General features: G+C 68.5%; 17 protein-coding genes and 1 tRNA gene. 11 read left to right on the top strand and 7 right to left on the bottom strand.

Going from position 1 to position 19,895, the window contains the following annotated elements; all coding sequences use genetic code 11:
• Complete coding sequence (locus LPH33_RS16490; RefSeq protein WP_160874223.1) at positions 1-1,446, bottom strand: zinc-dependent metalloprotease; 1,446 nt, start codon at positions 1,444-1,446, stop codon at positions 1-3.
• 115 nt (positions 1,447-1,561) lie between these two features.
• Here LPH33_RS16490 and LPH33_RS16485 point away from each other — a divergent pair, with 115 nt between their 5' ends.
• A complete protein-coding gene (locus LPH33_RS16485; RefSeq protein WP_088899411.1) occupies positions 1,562-2,587 on the top strand; it encodes a PDZ domain-containing protein in 1,026 nt (341 codons plus the stop codon).
• A gap of 41 nt (positions 2,588-2,628) precedes the next feature.
• On the opposite strand, the gene LPH33_RS16480 is transcribed toward LPH33_RS16485, so the two are convergent.
• Complete coding sequence (locus LPH33_RS16480; RefSeq protein WP_088899412.1) at positions 2,629-3,234, bottom strand: PPA1309 family protein; 606 nt, start codon at positions 3,232-3,234, stop codon at positions 2,629-2,631.
• A gap of 192 nt (positions 3,235-3,426) precedes the next feature.
• Between LPH33_RS16480 and LPH33_RS16475 the strand changes: the two genes are divergently transcribed.
• On the top strand, positions 3,427-6,444 hold the full coding sequence (locus LPH33_RS16475; RefSeq protein ID WP_229565169.1) for a UPF0182 family protein: 3,018 nt from the start codon (positions 3,427-3,429) through the stop codon (positions 6,442-6,444).
• Positions 6,445-6,538: 94 nt separating this feature from the next.
• On the opposite strand, the gene LPH33_RS16470 is transcribed toward LPH33_RS16475, so the two are convergent.
• The gene (locus LPH33_RS16470) at positions 6,539-7,063 is read right to left on the bottom strand and encodes a transglycosylase family protein (RefSeq protein ID WP_229565167.1); all 525 of its coding nucleotides are present in this window, start codon (positions 7,061-7,063) and stop codon (positions 6,539-6,541) included.
• Between the two features lie 468 nt (positions 7,064-7,531).
• Here LPH33_RS16470 and LPH33_RS16465 point away from each other — a divergent pair.
• Positions 7,532-7,608 (top strand) — tRNA-Met (locus LPH33_RS16465).
• A 48-nt stretch (positions 7,609-7,656) separates the two neighbouring features.
• Here LPH33_RS16465 and LPH33_RS16460 read toward each other — a convergent pair.
• From LPH33_RS16460 to LPH33_RS16450, 3 genes are all read right to left on the bottom strand, one after another.
• On the bottom strand, positions 7,657-9,360 hold the full coding sequence (locus LPH33_RS16460; protein ID WP_229565165.1) for an acyl-CoA synthetase: 1,704 nt from the start codon (positions 9,358-9,360) through the stop codon (positions 7,657-7,659).
• A 208-nt stretch (positions 9,361-9,568) separates the two neighbouring features.
• Complete coding sequence (locus tag LPH33_RS16455; protein WP_016693126.1) at positions 9,569-10,783, bottom strand: acyl-CoA dehydrogenase family protein; 1,215 nt, start codon at positions 10,781-10,783, stop codon at positions 9,569-9,571.
• A 28-nt stretch (positions 10,784-10,811) separates the two neighbouring features.
• On the bottom strand, positions 10,812-12,206 hold the full coding sequence (locus LPH33_RS16450; protein ID WP_016693127.1) for an acyl-CoA dehydrogenase family protein: 1,395 nt from the start codon (positions 12,204-12,206) through the stop codon (positions 10,812-10,814).
• Between the two features lie 122 nt (positions 12,207-12,328).
• Between LPH33_RS16450 and LPH33_RS16445 the strand changes: the two genes are divergently transcribed.
• Positions 12,329-13,165, top strand: a complete 837-nt coding sequence (locus LPH33_RS16445) for a MerR family transcriptional regulator (RefSeq protein WP_160877608.1) — start codon at positions 12,329-12,331, stop codon at positions 13,163-13,165.
• A gap of 43 nt (positions 13,166-13,208) precedes the next feature.
• On the opposite strand, the gene hisN is transcribed toward LPH33_RS16445, so the two are convergent.
• Positions 13,209-13,994, bottom strand: coding sequence for a histidinol-phosphatase (gene hisN / locus LPH33_RS16440; protein WP_016693129.1), 786 nt, complete (start codon positions 13,992-13,994; stop codon positions 13,209-13,211).
• A gap of 145 nt (positions 13,995-14,139) precedes the next feature.
• Between hisN and prfB the strand changes: the two genes are divergently transcribed.
• The 7 genes from prfB to LPH33_RS16405 all read left to right on the top strand — a co-directional run bounded on the left by prfB (position 14,140) and on the right by LPH33_RS16405 (position 19,770).
• Positions 14,140-15,258, top strand: coding sequence for a peptide chain release factor 2 (prfB, locus tag LPH33_RS16435; protein WP_229565164.1), 1,119 nt, complete (start codon positions 14,140-14,142; stop codon positions 15,256-15,258).
• A 21-nt stretch (positions 15,259-15,279) separates the two neighbouring features.
• Positions 15,280-16,167, top strand: a complete 888-nt coding sequence (locus LPH33_RS16430; protein WP_026061332.1) for a mechanosensitive ion channel family protein — start codon at positions 15,280-15,282, stop codon at positions 16,165-16,167.
• Positions 16,164-16,670 (top strand): hypothetical protein, encoded by a 507-nt coding sequence (locus LPH33_RS16425; RefSeq protein WP_229565162.1) that lies wholly within the window; start codon positions 16,164-16,166, stop codon positions 16,668-16,670. The genes LPH33_RS16430 and LPH33_RS16425 overlap by 4 nt, the downstream gene beginning before the upstream one ends.
• A gap of 55 nt (positions 16,671-16,725) precedes the next feature.
• A complete protein-coding gene (gene ftsE, locus LPH33_RS16420) occupies positions 16,726-17,415 on the top strand; it encodes a cell division ATP-binding protein FtsE (RefSeq protein WP_006550350.1) in 690 nt (229 codons plus the stop codon).
• A 49-nt stretch (positions 17,416-17,464) separates the two neighbouring features.
• Positions 17,465-18,370: a permease-like cell division protein FtsX gene (gene ftsX / locus LPH33_RS16415; RefSeq protein ID WP_016693133.1), complete on the top strand. Its 906-nt coding sequence runs from the start codon at positions 17,465-17,467 to the stop codon at positions 18,368-18,370.
• Positions 18,371-18,439: 69 nt separating this feature from the next.
• On the top strand, positions 18,440-18,916 hold the full coding sequence (gene smpB / locus LPH33_RS16410; protein ID WP_024101458.1) for an SsrA-binding protein SmpB: 477 nt from the start codon (positions 18,440-18,442) through the stop codon (positions 18,914-18,916).
• Positions 18,913-19,770, top strand: coding sequence for a DMT family transporter (locus tag LPH33_RS16405; RefSeq protein ID WP_229568361.1), 858 nt, complete (start codon positions 18,913-18,915; stop codon positions 19,768-19,770). Before smpB ends, LPH33_RS16405 begins: the two co-directional genes overlap by 4 nt.
• The last annotated feature ends 125 nt before the right edge of the window (positions 19,771-19,895 follow it).

Here is a 19,895-nt window from a genome sequence, read left to right as displayed (position 1 = left end):
CTAGGAGGTGCTGTCGTCCCCGGGACGATCCTCGTCGGATCCCTCCTCGGCGGCGCGATCGCGTTCGGCCTGCTCGCGTTCCATGGTCGCCTGCAACTGGGCGATCGGATCGTCGAAGGCTCCGGTGCCGCCGCCGATCACACGGTCGACGAAGGCTGCCGGGTTGTCGAGATCCGACGAGTCCGGCAGCAGGTCGGGGTGCGCCCACACGTGGTCGCGGGCCTCGGTGCCGGCATCGGTGGTGAGGCGTCGCCACAGCGCGGCGGCCTCGCGCACCTTCCGGGGCCGGAGTTCGAGGCCGACGAGCGTGGCGAAGGTCTGCTCCGCCGGTCCGCCCGTGGCGCGGCGACGGCGCAGGGTCTCGGTCAGGGCCGAGGCGCCCGGGAGCCGCTCGCCGAGGGCGTCGGCGACGACCGTCTCGACCCAGCCCTCGACGAGCGCGAGCATCGTCTCGAGCCGTTCGAGGGCGGCCTTCTGCTCCGGGGTGGTCTGGGGTTCGAACGCACCCTGCTTGAGGATCTCCTCGAGCTTGGACGGGTCGGTGAGAGCCGACGGGTCGAGTCCCTGCGCGAGATCCTCGATCGACGACATGTCCATGCGGATGCCGCGTGCGTATTCCTCGACGGTCGCCAGCATCCGCTGACGCAGCCACGGCACGTGGCTGTAGAGGCGCTGGTGGGCGGCCTCGCGTGCGGCGAGGAAGACGAGCACCTCCTGGGCGGGCTGTTCGAGTCCTTCACCGAAGCTCTCGACCGCGGCCGGCAGCAGGGCGGCGGTGCCCTCCGGGCCGAGCGGAAGACCGATGTCGGTGGAGGTGAGCACTTCCTTCGACAGCTGGCCGAGGGCCTGGCCGAGCTGGGAGCCGAAGGCGACCCCGCCCATCTGCGAGAACATGCCGAGCATGGGCCCGGCCATCGCGCGGGCCTCCTCGGGCAGGCCGTTCAGCATCATGCCGTTGACCTGCTCGGCGATCGGATCGCACAGGCGCTTCCACGTCTCGAGGGTGTTGTCGAGCCAGTCGACGGGCGTCCACGCCACGACCTTCGACGCACCCGCGGGCAGCGTGGTGGCCGCGTCGAGCCACAGTTCCGCGAGGCGCGCGGCGTCGGCCACGGCGTCGGTGGTGCGGGGCGGGACCGGGTCGACGGACCCGATCTGCTGGCGTGCGAGCTTCGTCGCGATGTCGTAGTTGACCGGGCCCGAGCCGCCGCCGGAACCCATGGCGCTGCCCATGCCGGCGAGCATCTGACCGAACTGGCTGAGCATCTGACCGAACTGCGCGGGATCGAAGCCCTGACCGCCGAACGGGTTGTCGCCCCCGCCGCTGCCGGGGAGTCCGAATCCGAACGGGATGCCGCCACCGGAGCCGCCGCTACCGGAACCCTCGTCCTTCCTGCGGTCGGGGTCGTCGTCGGGATTCGAGAATCCGAAGGGCGTGTCGCTCATGTATCCAACGGTACAAGGCGGCCGGGGCGGGGACCGGCATCGTGGTCACGCTCATGGCGAACACGACACGGTCGTGGTGTGAAGGGGGCGGTCGGGCGACCGTTACCCTGGCCGGGTGAATCGTCGCTACGTCCTGCCGCTCGCGCTCGTGCTCCCGATCCTCGTCATCGTGGTCGTGGCGTTCAACGTCCGGGCGCCGTACGTGGCGCTCGGTCCGGGCCCCGTCTTCGACACGCTCGGCGAGATCGAGGGCACCCCGGTCGTCGCGCTCGAGGGGATCGAGGCGGACGAGACCGAGGGCAGTCTGTTCATGACGACCGTCGGGGTCACCGACAATCTCACCCTCGCGCAGACCTTCACCGCCTGGATCAGCGGTCGCTACGGCGTCGCGCCGCGCGAACAGGTCTATCCGCCCGACCGCAGCAAGGACGAGGTGCAGGCCGTCGACCAGGCGCAGTTCGCCCAGTCGGAGCGCTCCGCCGAACTGGCCGCCCTGCACTATCTCGACCTGCCGGTGACCCTGCGGATCGCGGAGGTGGGTCAGGAGGCTCCCGCTTCCGGGTTGCTCGAGGCGGGCGACCGGATCGTCGCCGTCGGCGGCGAGGAGATGCGCACGGCCGGCCAGGTGCAGCGCGCGGTCGGCGACGTGCCGCCCGGTGAGTCGGTGGGCATCACCGTCCTGCGCGGCGATGCCGAGGAGTCGTTCGACGTTCCGGTCGGTCCCCGGCCCGGCGACCCGGACAAGGGCTTCCTGGGCATCGCCACCGAGGAGGTCCCCGAGGTGCCCTTCGAGGTCACCTTCAACCTGGCCGACATCGGTGGCCCGTCCGCCGGCCTGATGTTCAGCCTGGCCGTGGTGGACAAGCTCAGCCCGGGCCTGCTCAACGGTGGCCTGGACGTCGCCGGTACCGGCACGATCGACTCGGACGGGATGGTCGGGCCGATCGGCGGGATCACCCACAAGCTCACCGCGGCGTCGGAGGACGGCGCGACGGTCTTCCTGGTGCCCGCCGAGAACTGCGCGGAGGCGCAGAGCGGCGCCCCCGAGGGCGTGCAACTCGTGAAGGTCGAGACGCTCGAGGGCGCGATCGACGCGCTGGCCGCGATCGCGGACGGAAGCGACGCGCCGGCCTGCAGCTGATCACACTCGCCGCAGCACCGACAGCTCGGTGATCCGGCAGCTCAGTAGTCGTCGTCGCTCGCCTCGAGGGTCGCGTACAACGCCGCCACGACATGCGGGGCGAGGTTGTCGTAGGTCCGCAGCTCGGCGCCCGCGAACGGATCGTCGTCGTCGAGCGGACGCAACTGCAGGAGCGAGAGCGACGGCCCGTCGCGCAGCACGGCGGAGATGAGACGGGCGGCGCGCCGCTCCGGGTGACTGTGCGCTGCGAGTCGTGCCGCCTCGTCCGCCGCGTGGGCATCGGCGAGCAGCGGCGCGAAGGCGTCGTCGAGTTCGTTCTCGGCGCTCGGCGGCAACACGACCACCTCCTGCACGAGGGCGCACCCGGCGACCGAGCCGGGCCAGGTGGTCGTGGCGAGGAACTCCTCGAGTGCGGGACTGCCGCCCTCGATGTCGTCGGGGAAGTCCTCCTGCGCGATCGGCGTGTACTCGTGCCCCTCGTCGAGCTGGTCGGCGAGGGTGGGTTCGGCGGCTGCGAGAAGCACGGTCGGGACGAGCGCGAACATCACGGGAGGGCGGTCCCAACCCTCCGCATCCGCGAAATCGATGATCTCGTGGACGGCGCGCGCGAGTGCTTGTTCGGAAGGTACGGGAAGACGTTGGTTCACCGGCCTATCCTGGCACCCGTACGCGGGTGGGCGCTGCCGGACCTGCGTCGTACGACCCCCGGTAGGAGGATTCCGTAGAGTGGGGCGAAACGGTCACTCCGTGAGAACGAGGCGCGTTCGTACGCGTTCGTCGAGCGCGAGATGTACAGATGCGGTGCGATCGCGCCGCCGGACGAGTTGGGAGCGTGGCACGTGGGCATGAGGCCCCCGACCGGAGTACCTACATTGTCGAAGCGGAGCAGAGTTCTGCTGATCCTGGCAGTGGTGGCCGCAGTGCTGCTCCTGCTCGGACCGCGGTTGGTGGACACCTACACCAACTGGCTCTGGTTCGGCGAGGTCGACTTCCGGGACGTATACGTCAAGGTTCTCCTGACCCGGATCGCACTGTTCCTGGTGGTCGGGTTGTTCATCGGCGGTGTCGTCTGGCTGGCGATGCTGCTCGCCTACCGGTCGCGCCCGGTCTTCGTACCGACCACCGGACCCAACGATCCGGTGGCGCGCTACCGCACCACCGTGATGACGCGCATGCGCGCCTTCGGGATCGGTATCCCGGTCGTGCTCGGTGTGCTCTCCGGTCTGGTCGCCCAGGCCGGCTGGGTCACCGTGCAGATGTTCTTCAACGGCGGTGACTTCGGCACCACCGATCCGCAGTTCGGTCTCGACGTCGGCTTCTACGCCTTCGACCTGCCGTTCTACCGATTCCTGCTCAACTGGTTCTTCGTCGCGATCGTGCTCGGGTTCATCGCGAACCTCGTCACGCACTACATCTTCGGCGGCATCCGCCTCGCCGGTCGGGGTGGAAGCATGTCGACGGCCTCGCGTGTTCAGCTCGCCGTCTTCGCCGGACTGTTCGTCGCGTTCAAGGCGGTCGCCTACTGGCTCGACCGGTACGAACTGCTGTGGAGCAGCCGCAAGGAACCCACCTTCACCGGTGGTGGCTTCACCGACATCAACGCGGTGCTGCCGGCCAAGCTCATCCTGCTCGCGATCGCCGTCATCTGCGCGATCGCGTTCTTCGCCGCGATCTTCCTGCGCGACCTGCGGATCCCCGCGCTCGCGACGGCGCTGCTCGTGCTCTCGTCGATCCTCGTCGGCGCGGTGTACCCGCTCATGGTCGAGCAGTTCTCGGTGCGCCCGAACGCTGCCGACAAGGAGAGCGAGTACATCGAGCGCAACATCGCCGCGACCCGTGAGGCGTACGGCATCACCGACGACAAGGTGGCGTACGAGGACTACCCGGGTGTGGGCACCACCTCGCCCGAGAACATCCCGGCCGACATCACCACGATCGCGAACGCCCGCCTGCTCGACCCGAACGTGCTTCCCCGCACCTTCACGCAGCAGACGCAGCTGAAGAACTTCTACGGCTACCCCGAGTCGCTCGACATCGACCGGTACGAGCTCGACGGTCGTATGGAGGACTACATCGTCGCGGCGCGTGAGCTCTCGCCCACGAGCCTGACCGGCAACCAGACCGACTGGATCAACCGCCACACCGTGTACACGCACGGCAACGGTCTCGTCGCGGCGCCCGCCAACCGTGTGAACGCCGCCGCGAGTGCCTCGGCGGAGGAGGCCGCCAACAGCAACAGCGGCTACCCGGTCTACTTCGTCAGCGACCTGGCGTCGCTCGCCGCGGAGAACCAGGTCATCCCCGTCGAGCAGCCCCGCATCTACTACGGCGAGGTCATCGCCGAGGCCGATCCGGACTACGCGATCGTCGGCAACAGCGCCGACTCGTCCGGTCCGCGCGAGTACGACACCGACACCGAGAAGTACACCTACACCGGTACGGGCGGCGTCGACATCGGCAACTGGTTCAACCGGCTCGCCTTCGCCGCGAAGTACGGCGAACGCAACATCCTGTTCTCGAGCGCCATCGGCAGCGACTCGAAGATCCTGTTCAACCGCGACCCGCGTGAGCGCGTGACGAAGGTCGCGCCGTGGCTGACGGCCGACGGCGACGCCTACCCGGCGGCGATCGACGGCCGCATCAAGTGGGTCGTCGACGCGTACACCACACTCGACTACTACCCGTATGCGCAGCGCGCGTCGCTCGAGGGCCTCGTCGAGGACAGCATCGACCAGAACACCGGCCGGTTGCTGCCCCGCAAGGAGGTCTCGTACATCCGCAACTCGGTCAAGGCGACGGTCGACGCCTACGACGGCACCGTCACGCTCTACCAGGTCGACGATCAGGATCCGGTCCTGAAGGCGTGGATGGGTGTCTTCCCCGAGGCGGTGACCCCGCAGGACCAGATCTCCGACGAACTGCGGGCGCACTTCCGGTACCCGGAGGATCTGTTCAAGGTGCAGCGCGAGATGCTCGCCAAGTACCACGTCGACGACCCGCGCGAGTTCTTCACGAACAACGCGTTCTGGTCGGTGCCGGCCGATCCGACGGTCGACACGAGCGCGAACCAGCCGCCCTACTACCTGCTGATGGGCGATCGTGAGTCGGCGGATCCGCGGTTCCGTCTGACCTCGGCGATGGTGGGTTACAACCGGCAGTTCCTGTCGGCTTACATCTCGGTCGAGTCCGATCCGGAGAACTACGGGAAGTTCACGATCCTGCAGCTACCGACGGACACGCAGACCTTCGGTCCGGAGCAGACGCAGAACGCGATGATCTCCGACACCCGAGTGGCTTCGGAGCGGACCCTGCTCGAACGGTCCAACCGGATCCAGTACGGCAATCTGCTCACCCTGCCCATCGCGGACGGCGGCATCCTGTACGTCCAGCCGATGTACACCGAGCGCAATGCGACGGCGGGCAGTACGTCGACCTTCCCGCAGCTGTCGCGCGTGCTCGTCAGCTACCGGGAGCCCGGTGCCAGCGGTGGTGTCCGGATCGGTTACGCGCCCACCCTGGCCGGGGCGCTCGACCAGGTCTTCGGATCCGGTGTCGGCGACGCGGCCACCGCTCCCGGTGGTGAGGCGCTGCCCACCGCCGAGGTCGACGACGAGACCCGCGGTGAGGCGATCGGCGAGGGCGCGGAAGAGCAGAACCAGCCTTCCGATCAGCAGCAACAGCAGCCCGCCTCGCCGGCGCCGACCGCTCCCGCGAATCGCGATGCCGCGGTCGCGGAGCTCGATTCGGCACTCGCGGAGCTGGCCAACGCGCAGACCAGCGGCGACTTCGAAGCCTACGGTCGGGCGCTGCGGCGGGTGCAGCAGGCCGTCGACGCCTACGAATCCACCGGCGGCTGAATCCACCGGCGGCTGATCCGGTAACGGAAACCGACACGACGAAGGCCCGCGGTTCGAACCGCGGGCCTTCGTCGTGTTCGTCGAGGAGTCTGCGTCAGCGACCGGCCAGGGTGACGTCGACGATCTGAGCGAACTCGGCGCCGAAGCCGTACTGCTGGGCGAGCTGGTTCGCAGTGTCGACGGCCTGGGCGACCTCGGCCGGCAGCTCGGGGGCGGCCGGAGCGGCGGGTGCCGGAGCCTCCGGAGCAGGGGCGGGGGCCTCGGGCGTGGCGGGGGCCGGCGCGGATTCGGTGGTCAGGTACTGACCGCAGACGGGCCATGCACCGGGGCCCTGCGTCTGCAGGACGTTCTCGGCGACGCGGATCTGCTCCGCCTTCGAGGCCTGGTCTGCGCGACCGTTGCCGCCGTTGGCCTCCCAGGTGCTCTGCGAGAACTGCAGGCCGCCGTAGTAGCCGTTGCCGGTGTTGATGGCCCAGTTGCCACCGCTCTCGCACTGGGCGACGCCGTCCCAGTTGTGCTGGGCGGCGGACGCGGTGCCGGTGGCGAGCGCGAACGGAACCGCGGCGAGTGCACCGGTGACGACGGCAGTGCGGAATGCACGCGTGCTGAAGTTGGTCATGCTGTGGAGTCCTTCCCGCGCTCGCGGAGCGCGACGGCCCTCGTCGATCTCGGCCGACGGAGAATGTCTCCGTCCGGATCGGGGACCGTGTCGGTCGCGTCCCTGCCCCTCGGGTCTTCGTAGGCACCGGATCCCGCGGGGCAGACTGGCGGCGACGGGCCGGTGGTGGCTCGGCTGTTTCGAGCCGGGACCGACAGTACAAAGCGGGTCGCGGCCCGTCATCCCCGCGCCGAGAGGGGAGCCTGTCCACCTGATGGGATGACGGCGTCGGGTTTCCCCAGTTCAGGAAGGTGATAACGGGGGTCGATGCAAGATCGTTACACCTCCGTTATGTGGTGATAGTCATGGTGGAAATGTGAACCGGACCACCTGCGGGAAGGCGCGATTCCGGTTGTCGTCGAGGCGCATCCGCGTCCGACGAGGCGATTTGCATTCCGTTTCCGCGCTCGTGTAGGTTCGTTCATGCAACGCGGGGTGGAGCAGCTCGGTAGCTCGCTGGGCTCATAACCCAGAGGTCGCAGGTTCAAATCCTGTCCCCGCTACCACCACGAAGGCCGGTCGTCTCGGACGACCGGCCTTCGTTCGTTCGAGGGTCAGCCCCGGGCCGCGGTGTACCCCTTCTCGGGATCCTCGGGCACATCCATCTCCTCCAGCACCCGGCGCAGCAGCTTCCCGGTGGCATTGCGTGGCAGCTCGTCGAGGAAGACCACCTCGCGCGGGACCTTGTACCGGGCGAGATTCGCCTTCACGAACGCCTTGATGTCCTCGGCGTCGCGGGAGGAATCGGGGGAGGGGACCACGAAGGCCCGCAGCCGCTGCCCGAACTGCGAATCGGCGACACCGACCACGGCGGCGTCGAGCACGTCCTCCCGTTCGGCGAGCAGGTTCTCGACCTCGAGCGGATAGACGTTCTCGCCGCCGGAGACGATCATGTCGTCGTCGCGGCCGTCGACGAAGAGCAGGCCGTTCTCGTCCCAGTGCCCGATGTCGCCGATCGACAGCAGTCCGTCGATGCGTTCCTTGTCGCGACCGTCGGTGTAGCCGGCGAAGGACAGACCGCTCGAGACGAAGATGCGGCCGGAGACGTGCGGTTCGGTGATGCGCTTGCCGTCGTCGTCGAACAGCACCACCCGGCAGGTCACCGGAGGGCGACCGGCCGTGCCGGAGGCCTGCCGGATGTCGTCGGGGGTCGCGACCGTCGCGACGGCGCATTCGGTGGATCCGTACAGGTTGTACAGCACGTGCCCGAAGGCCTCCGTCGTCCGGCGGCACACGTCGGGCGAGAGCGACGAACCCGCGGAGAAGACGATCCTCAGGCTCGAGGTGTCGTACTCGGCGATCTTCTCCGGTCCGAGGTCGAGGATCCGCTGCAGCATGGTCGGGACCACGACCAGCACGTTCGCCCCGTGCTGCTCGACGAGACCCAGGGTGTCGACGGGGGAGAAGCGCCGCATCATCACCACGGTCTGACCGAGCGCGAGGGCGAGCGCGAACTGCGAGACGCCGGTGCCGTGGAAGGCGGGGGCGGCCATGAGCATCGTCTGTCCGGGACGCAGCGGAACCCGGTCGAGGAACTGGGCCGACGCGAACGGCGACGTGCGGCCGCGCGGCGCGCCCTTCGGGGTGCCGGTGGTGCCGCTGGTGAGCAATACGAATCCACCGAAGACGTCCGGGGCGGGCAGGGACGAGCCGTCCAGCCCTTCGATCGACTGCTCCAGCGTCGGGATGCCGGGGACCTCGTCGTCCACCCAGGAGACGTACCGGCGCACGTCGTCCGGGAGCGCGGCGGCGACCTCGGCGAACTCGCTGTCGAAGACGAACGTCGAGACCTGTTCGCGCGCGGCGACGTCGACGAGTTGCCGTGGGGCGAAGCCGGTGTTCATCATCACGAGCCGCACGCCGAGCTTGGCGGTGGCGAGCATCGTCAGCACGAGACCGCGGTGGTTGCGGGCCATGATGCCCATGACCGATCCCGGTTCGACCCCGGCGCGCTGCCACGCACGTACGAGGGCGTTGGAGCGGGCCTCGAGTTCCTTGTAGGTGACGTCGCCGGCCTCGTCGATCAGTGCGACGGCGTCCAGACCGCGTTCGGCCTGTGCGTGCACGGCACCGGCGAAGGGGCCGTACTTGTTGGCCGCCATGATCGTCCCGATGCTGTGGTCCACGCGTGGGAAGTGCAGCAGACCTGCGCGATGGAGTACCGCGAGTGATCCGACGGTGTCCTTGACCTGGCCGATCGTGTCGTCGAGCGTGATCCGCCCGCCCGTGATCCTGCCGAGAATGTCCTGACCGAGCATCCGTCCCCCTGGCTGTGTGTCGGTGTCAGGACACACAGTAGCCGTGACGTAGCTCACATTCCAGGCAAATGTCCTCGAACGGGTAGAGCCCTCGCCGCACCTGCGGCGAGGGCTCATCCCCCGATGGATCCTCCGAAACGCCCGGTACCGTCGCCGGCCCCTGGTCCCATCCCGCCGGGACCCGCGAACGGACCCCATGCCCCGGACGTTATTTCAGTTCGGAGGACGACTTTCCGAGCACTCGTCGAGCGACGATGAGCTGCTGGATCTGCTGGGTGCCCTCGAAGATGTCGAGGATCTTGGAATCACGTGCCCACTTCTCGAGCAGCGGCCGCTGCGAGTACCCGTAGGTGCCGGCGAGTTCGACGGCCTTGAGCGAGACCGCGGTGCCGGTACGGCCGGCCTTCGCCTTGGACACCGACGCCTCGAGGGAGTTGGGCTTCTTGTTGTCGGCCATCCACGTCGCGCGCAGCGCGAGCAGGTAGGCGGCCTCCCAGTCGGCCTCGAGCGCCAGGAACTCGGCGGCCGCGGCGTGCTGGTTGTTCGCGGGGATGTCGTAGGAGACCTCGACGCCCGCCTCCTTCAGGATCGTGCGCAGTTCCTCGAGCACCGCGCGACCGAGACCCACGGCCATGCCGGCCACGATCGGACGCGTGTTGTCGAAGGTCTGCATGACCCCGGCGAACCCCTTCTCGGTGTTCACCTCCGGGGAACCGAGGATGTTGTCCTTCGGGATGCGGCAGTTGTCGAGCACGAGCACGGCGGTGTCGGACGCCTTGATGCCGAGCTTCTTCTCGAGACGCGCGACCGAGAGTCCGGGAGCCTCGCGCGGCACGACGAACGACTTGATCGCGGCGCGGCCCTTCGATCTGTCGACGGACGCCCACACGACGATGTGCGTGGAACGCTCACCGGCGGTGACGAAGATCTTCTCGCCGTTGAGGACCCACTCGTCGCCGTCGAGCACGGCCGTGGTCGTCACGGCCGCCGAGTCGGACCCGAAACCGGGCTCGGTGATCGCCATCGAGGCCCACACCTTGCCGAAACGTTCGAGCTGCTCGTCGGTGGCCACCGCAGCGATCGCGGAGTTGCCGAGGCCCTGGTAGGGGATCGACAGGGTCAGGCCGACGTCGCCCCAGCACGTCTCGATGACATTGAGGAGGCCGGCCATGTTGCCGCCGTTGGCATTTCCGGCGGCACCGTCCTGCTTGGCCTTGCTGTCGCGGCCGAGCGTGGCGCCCGCCGCGCCCTGACCGGAGTCGTTGAGTCCCTCGACCATCGCGGCCATCGTGTCGAGTTCGACGGGGTACTCGTGCTCGGCGAGGTCGTACTTGCGGGAGATCGGCCGGAAGATCTGCGCGGCGACCTGATGGGCCTGGTTCGCGGAAGCCTTGAGCTTCCGGGGAAGTTCGAGATTGATCATCACAGGTTCCTTGTTCGGGTCGGGCCGATCAGACGAGGACGACGCCCTCGGCGACTCCGATTGCTCGCAGGTCGCGGTACCAACGTTCGACGGGGTGTTCCTTGGTGTAGCCGTGGCCGCCGAGCAGCTGGACGCCGTCGAGGCCGAACTGCATGCCCTTGTCGGTGGCGAGCTTGCGGGCCAGGGCCGCCTCGCGAGCGAACGACAGGCCCTGCTCGGCCCGCGACGCACCGCGCAGGGTGACCAGGCGCAGACCGTCGAGCTCGATCTTGATGTTGGCCACCATGAATGCCACCGCCTGCCGGTGGCTGATGGGCTCGCCGAACGCCTCGCGCTCGTTGACGTAGGGGACCACGTAGTCGAGCACGGCCTGACCGGTGCCCATCGCCAGAGCGGCCCAGCCCAGGCGGGACAGGCGCACGGCATCGGCGTACTGCTCGGCGCGGATGTCGGCGTCGTCGTCGCCGAGACGTGCCGATTCCGGCACCGCGACGTCCTCGAGCAGGAGGCGGCCCAGCCCGGCGGCGCGCAGGCCCATGCCCGGATCGGCCTCGATGACGACGCCCTTGCTCTTCGCCTCGACGAGGAAGAGGGACGGCTTGCCGTCGAGTTCGGCTGCCACGACGAACAGTTCGGCGCTGCCCGCGGCCGGGACGAACGACTTCACGCCGTTGAGCCGGTAGCCGCTGGGGGAGCGGACCGCCTTGGTCTGCAGCGCGAAGGGATCGAACAGGGCGCGCGGCTCGGCGATGACGACGGACGCCTGGGGGACGTCGTCGCCGGCGAAGGCCGGCAGGTAGGTCTTCTGCTGGTCCTCGGTGCCCCACTGCGTCAGCGCCACGGCCACACCGCTCGGTGCGAGGATCGGCAGGGCCAGGCCCATGTCGCCGTGCGCGAGGGCCTCGGCGACCAGCACGTTGGTGACCACGCCGCGCTCGTCGGCGGCGCCGTCGAACGCCTCGGGCACGTTGACCATGGTGATGCCGAGTTCGGCTGCGCGCGCGAGCAGGTCGGCCGGGGCCGCGGCGGCCTCGTCGGCGTCGTGCGCGGCGGGCCGCAGGATCTCGGCGGCGAACTCGCGCACCGTCTCCGTGATCATCTGCTGATCGTCGGTGGGGGTGAGATCGAAGAAGTCGGCGTTCTTCGCGGTGGCGAGACGCTGCGGGCCGCTCGCGCCGCCCGACATCTTCTTGAAGGTGCGCGTGGCGGCACCCAGGGTCTTGAAGCCCGTCTTCGTGGACTGGTACGTGATCCGGTCGATCGTCTCGCGGATCTTGTACCGGTCGGCCAGTTCGGAGCCCGTGATCCGGGTGAGCACGCGCATGGCAGCGCCCATGGCGTCGCGTTTGATCGGATTGAGGCCGACGGCGGACGTGTCGCGAGGCGTGTGGCGGGCCACGCTGTCTTGCTTGCTCATGATCACCAGAAGTCTCTCGATGCGGCAGCGGACGGCTCCGATCTTACTTCTGAGTAAGGTCGGTGTCTACTGCGCGGTAAGTTCCGCGGGTTGACCCTCACACCGTGTGAGGTCGCAGACTCGGCGCCATGACCGACACCACCAGGTTGATGTCCATCGGAGAGTTCTCGTCCCTGACCCGGATCAGCGTGCGGATGCTGCGGCACTACGACTCGCACGGAGTGCTGATCCCCGCCGTGGTCGACGAGGTCAGCGGTTACCGCCGATACCTCCCCGAGCAGACCGCCGATGCCGCGCGCATCCGGCGCCTGCGCGACGTCGGCTTCGGCGTGTCCGCCATCGGGGCGCTACTGGCGACGGCCGGAACTCCCGCCTACACGCAGGCCCTGCGACTGCAGCGCCGCGTGCTGGAGGAGGAGCTCGAACTCGGCCGCATGCGACTGAGAGCCCTGGACCGCATGCTCGACGAGATACCGGAGGACACGATCATGACCCGAATCGAACTGACCGAGATTCCGCAGGAGACCTACGTCTGCCTCCGCGGCACCGTCGCCGACTACTCGGCCGAAGGTGAACTGTGGCAACGCTTCATGCCCGCCCTGCAGAAGCAGGGCATCGTCCCGACCGGACCCGGCGGATGCATCGAACACGACGGCGAGTTCCGCGAGTCGGACGTCGACGAATCGGTGTTCCTGCCGGTGGCGCCGGGAACCACGGCCCGCGAACCGCTGACGGTTCACGAGTTCCCCGCACGCCGGGCCGTCGTCGCCACCGTGACCGGGCCGTACGCCGAATCGATCCCGCGGGCCCACGAGGCGATCGCCGAATTCCTCGCCGAACACGGCCTGTCCGCGGCCCGGGTCGACGACGACGTGGCCACCCACCACTTCAACGTCTATACGAACGACCCGAGCGTCACGAGCGAAGCCGACCTCGAGACCGCGGTGTACCTCCCGGTCCGCTGACGGACCCGGCCCCACGCGGCGCGCGGCGCGTGGGGCCGGCCTCTCACTTCAGCCGGCCGAGCACCTCGTCGTGCAGCGTGCCGTTGGTCGCGACCGCGCTGCCGCCGTGCGGGCCGTCCGCGCCCTCGAGGTTCGTGAACCGTCCACCGGCCTCGCGCACCAATACGTCGAGGGCGGCCAGATCCCACAGTGAGACCTCGGGTTCGAGCGCGATCTCGAGGGTGCCCTCGGCGAGCAGGCAGTAGGAGAAGAAGTCGCCGTAGGCGCGCACCCGCCACACGTCGTCGGTCAGGGCGACGAAACGATCACGGATGCCGCGCTCGTGCCAGCCGCTCAGGCTCGAGAAGCTCAGCGACGCCGATGCGAGATCGGTCACCTGCGACACCGAGATGCGTCGGGGCTCGGCGCCGTCGTGCGACACCCAGGCGCCGCCGCCCGCAGCCGCCCACCACCGACGGTTCAGTGCCGGGGCGCTGACCACGCCGACGACGGGCACACCGTCCTCGAGGAGCGAGATGAGGCTCGCCCAGACCGGCACACCGCGCACGAAGTTCTTCGTGCCGTCGATCGGATCGACGACCCACTGCCGTCCGCGGAAGACCGCGTCGCCACCGAACTCCTCGCCGAGCACCGCGTCGTCCGGTCGCTGCTCGCCGAGCGTCTCGCGGATGGTGCGCTCGACGGTGAGGTCGGCATCGGAGACCGGGCTCAGGTCCGGCTTGTCGTCCACCTTCAGGTCCAGCGCACCGAAACGGTCGCGGGTGATGGAGTCGGATGCGTCGGCGAGTCGGAGGGCGAGGTCCAGGTCGGCGGTGTAGTCGGTGGTCATGACGGAAACGCTAGCCGCCGTCGTTCCGGGCCGAGCAGCTTGCCGTCCACTCCGGGGTCGGCGATGCTCGACCCGGCTCGGGCCCTGCACGTGTCGATCGCCGCCCACGGCGGGCCGGTTCGTCGCTCCGGTAACCTGTTGAATCGTGCATCCCGATGTTTCCACAGCCCTGACCGAGCTCGACACAACCCTCCGCACCGTGGAGTCGGTCCTCGACGTCGAGGAGCTGCGACGGCGCATCGACGAACTCGAGCACCAGGCCGCCGATCCCGAGCTGTGGAACGACCAGGAGCACGCCCAGAAGGTCACCAGCGAGCTGTCGCACGCACAGGGTGAGCTGCGCCGGGTCGAGGGTCTGCGTCAGCGACTCGAGGATCTGCCGGTTCTGTACGAACTCGCCGAGGGCGAGGAGGGTGAGGCCCGCACCGCCGCCATGGCCGACGCCGATGCCGAACGCGAGAGCCTGCGCGCCGACATCGAGGCGATGGAGGTACGCACGCTGCTGTCCGGCGAGTACGACCAGCGCGACGCACTCGTCAACATCCGCGCGGGTGCCGGTGGCGTCGACGCCGCCGACTGGGCCGAGATGCTCATGCGCATGTACATCCGCTGGGCCGACAAGCACGGCTACGGCGTCGAGGTCTACGACACCTCCTACGCAGAAGAGGCCGGCATCAAGTCCGCCACCTTCGCGGTCAAGGCGCCCTACACCTACGGCACCCTGTCGGTCGAGATGGGCACGCACCGGCTCGTCCGCATCAGCCCCTTCGACAACCAGGGCCGCCGCCAGACCTCCTTCGCCGAGGTCGAGGTGCTGCCCGTCGTCGAGACCACCGACCACATCGATGTCGACGAGAACGACGTCCGCGTCGACGTCTACCGTTCGTCCGGCCCGGGTGGCCAGTCGGTCAACACCACCGACTCCGCCGTGCGTCTGACGCACATCCCGACCGGCATCGTCGTCACCTGTCAGAACGAGAAGTCGCAGCTGCAGAACAAGGTCGCGGCCATGCGCGTCCTGCAGGCCAAGCTCCTCGAGCGCAAGCGCCAGGAGGAGCGCGCCGAGATGGATGCGCTCAAGGGCGACGGCGGCAGCTCGTGGGGCAACCAGATGCGCTCGTACGTGCTGCACCCCTACCAGATGGTCAAGGACCTTCGCACCGAGTACGAGGTCAACAACCCCTCGGCGGTGCTCGACGGCGACATCGACGGATTCCTCGAATCGGGCATCCGCTGGCGTATGCGGGAAGAGCAGAAGTCGTGATCGGAAACAGGAGAGGGGCCTGTGCCGTTTCTTCCCGGAGCTAGACTGCTCGACTGGTTGTCGACGAGCGGGCTGCTGATCGCGCTCACGATCCTGGGCGCGGTTCTCATCGCCCGGTTCGTCTCCTGGCTCGGCAGCCGCATCACGCGGCGCATCGACGATCGCTACACCCAGTCCGACGACCTCGTGCGGTCCGAGGCGACGAAGCATCGCCACTCGGTCGCCCAGGTGGTCACGTGGATGGCCATCTCGTTCGTGTACATCGTCGCGACCCTGAAGGTGTTCGACTATCTCCAGCTGCCCATCGGCAGCCTGGTTGCGCCGGCGACCGTGCTCGGCGCGGCACTCGGCTTCGGTGCCCAGCGCATCGTGCAGGACATCCTCGCGGGGTTCTTCATCATCACCGAACGGCAGTACGGCTTCGGCGACACCGTGCAGATCTCCGTGACCGGTGCGTCCGAGGACGCGATCGGCACCGTCGAGGACGTCACATTGCGCGTCACCCGGGTTCGCAGCACGGCAGGTGAGGTCATCACCGTCCCCAACGGGCAGATCAACAAGGCCGTCAATCTGTCGAAGGACTGGGCGCGCGCCGTGGTGGACGTGCCGATCCCGGTGAGCGCCGACATCGCCGACGTCACCGAGATCCTGCGCGAACTGGGTGTCGCCGCATACAAGGAACCCCGCCTGCGGGAGCTGCTGCTCGACGAGCCGAGCGTGATGGGTGTCGAGAGCCTCGAGGTGGATCAGCTCAGCGTCCGCATGGTCGCGCGCACGCTGCCCGGCAAGCAGTTCCAGGTGGGCCGTCTGCTGCGTGCGCGGATCGCGCGAGCGCTGCGTGAACAGGGCATCACCGTCACGCCCCAGCTCGACACCGCCAGCGTGGTCGATCGAGTGGAGGCACAGTGACACCGGGTGGAGGGACGTCGGGTGGAGGCGCGGCCACCGAGCCGGAGGAGACGCACCGCAGGCGCATCCCGTCGCACCTGCTGGGCGGACGGATCAGGACCACGACCTTCGCGTTGTGCACCCTGTGGCTCGCGCTGTGGGTGACCTACCTGTTCCTCAACCAGCCCGAGGACACCCCCGAGGCACCGTCGACCGCCGTGCTCATCTCCGAGACCCCGTACGTGCCGTACGTGCCGCCGGCGACCACGGCCCCGCAGGAGGAGTACGTGCCGGAGACCACCGACACGCCCTATCCGCCGACGACCTCGTCGCTCTACCCGCCCACGACGGCGACCGACGGCCCGGGTTCGGAACAGGGGGTCGTGCCGCAGCAGGACGTGCCGACCACGGAGATTCCCACCACGACGAACAGGCAGTTCCCGTTCGATCTGCCGCGGATCCCCAGGTTGAACGACCAGCAGAATCCGACGGTCACCGAGGACACCGACGCCCCGCCGTCGTAGAGCGCCGACGAGCCGGTGCCGTAGGTCACCGTCCGGTAACGGTTAGCATGTCCACGTGATCCGGCTGGAGAATGTGTCCAAGTCCTACAAGACGTCCACGCGCCCCGCACTCGAAGGGGTCTCGGTGCACGTCGAGAAGGGCGAGTTCGTCTTTCTCATCGGTCCCTCCGGATCGGGGAAGTCGACCTTCCTCCGGTTGCTCCTGCGCGAGGAGAAGCCCACCACCGGCGACATCCATGTGGCGGATTTCCATGTCAACCGACTGCCGGCGCGTCGTGTGCCGAAGCTGCGCCAGAATCTCGGGTGCGTCTTCCAGGACTTCCGGTTGCTCCAGCGCAAGACCGTCGCCGAGAACATCTCGTTCGCTCTCGAGGTGATCGGCAAGCCGCGCGGGGTGATCGAACGGACGGTGCCGGAGGTGCTCGACCTGGTGGGACTGTCCGGCAAGGCCGACCGGCTGCCCGCCGAACTGTCCGGCGGCGAACAGCAGCGCGTCGCGATCGCGCGCGCGTTCGTCAACCGGCCGCTCGTGCTGATGGCCGACGAACCGACCGGCAACCTCGACCCCGAGACCAGCCAGGACATCATGCTGCTGCTCGAACGCATCAACCGCACGGGCACGACGGTGCTCATGGCGACCCACGACCACCACATCGTCGACTCGATGCGGCGGCGGGTCGTCGAACTCGATCTCGGACGCGTCGTGCGCGACGAGGCACGCGGCGTCTACGGCGTCGGCCGGTAGATCCCGTCACCCGAGCATCCCCACCAGGCAACCGAAGGATTCCCACCCGATGCGTGCCAGCTTCCTGTTCAGCGAGGTCACCACCGGCCTGCGCCGCAACCTCACCATGACCATCGCGATGATCCTCACCACGGCGATCTCCCTCGCGCTGTTCGGTGCGGGTCTGCTCGTGGTCCAGATGGCGGGCAAGACGGAACGGATCTTCCTCGACCGCGTCGAGGTGCAGGTGTTCCTGACCGAGGACATCTCCTCGCTCGATCCGGAGTGCGAGCAGGACCTCTGCTCCGCCCTGCGCAGCGACCTCGAGGGCACCGACGACGTGGTGTCGGTCCAGTACCTGAGCCGCGACGACGCCGTCGCCGACGCCACCGACCGCGTCTTCGCCGATCAGCCCGAACTCGCCGAACTCGTGAGCGCCGACAGCTTCCCGGCCTCCTTCAAGATCAAGATGTCCGATCCGGATCGCTTCGCGGCGATCCAGGACGACTTCGGCACCAGACCCGGCGTCGACAGCGTGCTCAACCAGCAGGATCTCGTCGAGCGCCTGTTCGGTGTGCTCGGCGGCATCCGCAACGGCGCGTTCGCCATCGCCACGATCCAGGCGATCGCGGCCGTGCTCCTGATCGCCAACATGGTGCAGATCGCCGCCTTCACCCGCCGCACCGAGGTCGGCATCATGCGGCTGGTCGGCGCGACCCGCTGGTACACGCAGCTGCCCTTCCTCCTCGAAGCGGTGATCGCCGCGATCGTGGGTGCCGCGCTCGCCATCGGTGGTCTGTTCGTCGCCAAGAGCATGTTCGTCGACGACATGCTCACCGAGGTCTACGACGCGAACATCGTCGCCCGCATCACCGACAGCGACATCCTTCTGGTCTCGCCGTTCCTGGTGCTCGTGGGTGTGGGAATGGCCGCTCTCACCTCGTATGTGACCTTGCGTCTGTACGTGCGTGAATAAGGTGTTGTGCGAGGTTCCTATGCTGGACGGTGTTCTGTTCGATCGATCGTGGACCGGAAAGGCCTGCACGTGAAGGAAAAGGGCCGGAAGGTCATCGCGACCAACCGGAAGGCGCGCCACAACTACACCATCCTCGACACCTACGAGGCGGGTATCGCCCTCGTCGGTACCGAGGTCAAGAGCCTGCGGGAGGGCAAGGCCTCCCTGGTCGACGCGTTCGCGACCGTCGACGACGGCGAGGTGTGGCTGCGGGGTCTGCACATTCCGGAATACGGGCACGGCACGTGGACCAACCACGCTCCGCGCCGCACCCGCAAGCTGCTGCTGCACCGTCGGGAGATCGACGCGCTCGTCGGCAAGACCCGTGAGGGCAACCAGACCCTCGTGCCGCTGTCGATGTACTTCTCCGACGGCAAGGTCAAGGTCGAACTCGCGCTCGCCAAGGGCAAGCAGGACTACGACAAGCGTCAGGATCTCGCACGCCGGACCGCCGAACGTGAGGTGACCCGCGAGCTCGGCCGGCGGGTGAAGGGCATGAGCCGCTGATCGCGGTCGCGCTCGCGCTGCTCGCGGCAGTCGGTTACGGCCTCAGCGATTTCGCCGGTGGCGCCGCATCGCGGCGCGCGAGCGCGTTGGGTGTCGTCGCCGTCACCTACCCGGTCTCGCTCGTCGTCTCCCTCGTCGCGGCGTCCGTCGTCGGTGGCCATATCACCGCCGCGTCGCTGGCGTGGGGTGCGGGGGCGGGCGTGGCCGGCGGGATCGCCGTCTGGTGGTTCTACCTCGCGCTGGCCGACGGGCCGATGTCGGTGGTCTCACCGGTCACCGCCGTCGTCGTGGCAGGTATCCCTGTGCTCGTCGGGATCGCGACGGGGGACCGGCCCGGTCTGCTCGCCTATCTCGGCATCGTCGTCGCGGTGATCGCGGTGGGGTTGGTCAGCCGCGAATCCGACGAGACCGTCACCGGTGTGGGACACCCGCGCTTCACCTCGAGGATCGCGTGGTGGACGGTCGGATCGGGCATCGCCTTCGCGTTGTCGTTCATCGGCCTCGGTCAGGTCGGGACCGGCACCGGACTGTGGCCGCTCGCCGCCTCCCGCGCGACCGCCACCCTCGTGGTCTGGCTCGTGATCGCCTTCTCGTGGCGCGCCGTGGTGTGGCCGGTCCGGTCGCTCCTGCCGATCCTTATCGGGATCGGCGCGATCGATGTGATCGCGAACGGTGCACTGCTGTTCGCCTACCAGCACGGACTGCTCTCCCTGGTGAGCGTGATCGCGGCGCTGTATCCGGCGGTGACGGTGCTGCTCGCCGTGATCGTGCTCGGTGAGCGCGTGAGCCGGGTGAAACTGCTCGGGCTGGTCGCGGCGGGCTTCGCCGTCGCGCTCGTCGGCCTGCCGGGTTGATCCGTCCCGGGACGGGCGAGGTCGAGCCGGTAACGCCGCTGGTGAGAGGTGATGTGAGCAGGCTCATGACCCGGCTGCGAACCGTTTCGAGAAATGGGAATGACATCGTGCCTCGAGGTCGTTAC

It is taken from the genome of Rhodococcus sp. RDE2 (genome assembly GCF_020885655.1).
Taxonomy (GTDB): Bacteria; Actinomycetota; Actinomycetes; order Mycobacteriales; family Mycobacteriaceae; genus Rhodococcus; species Rhodococcus pyridinivorans.
This window is presented reverse-complemented; position numbering and strand designations above follow the sequence as displayed.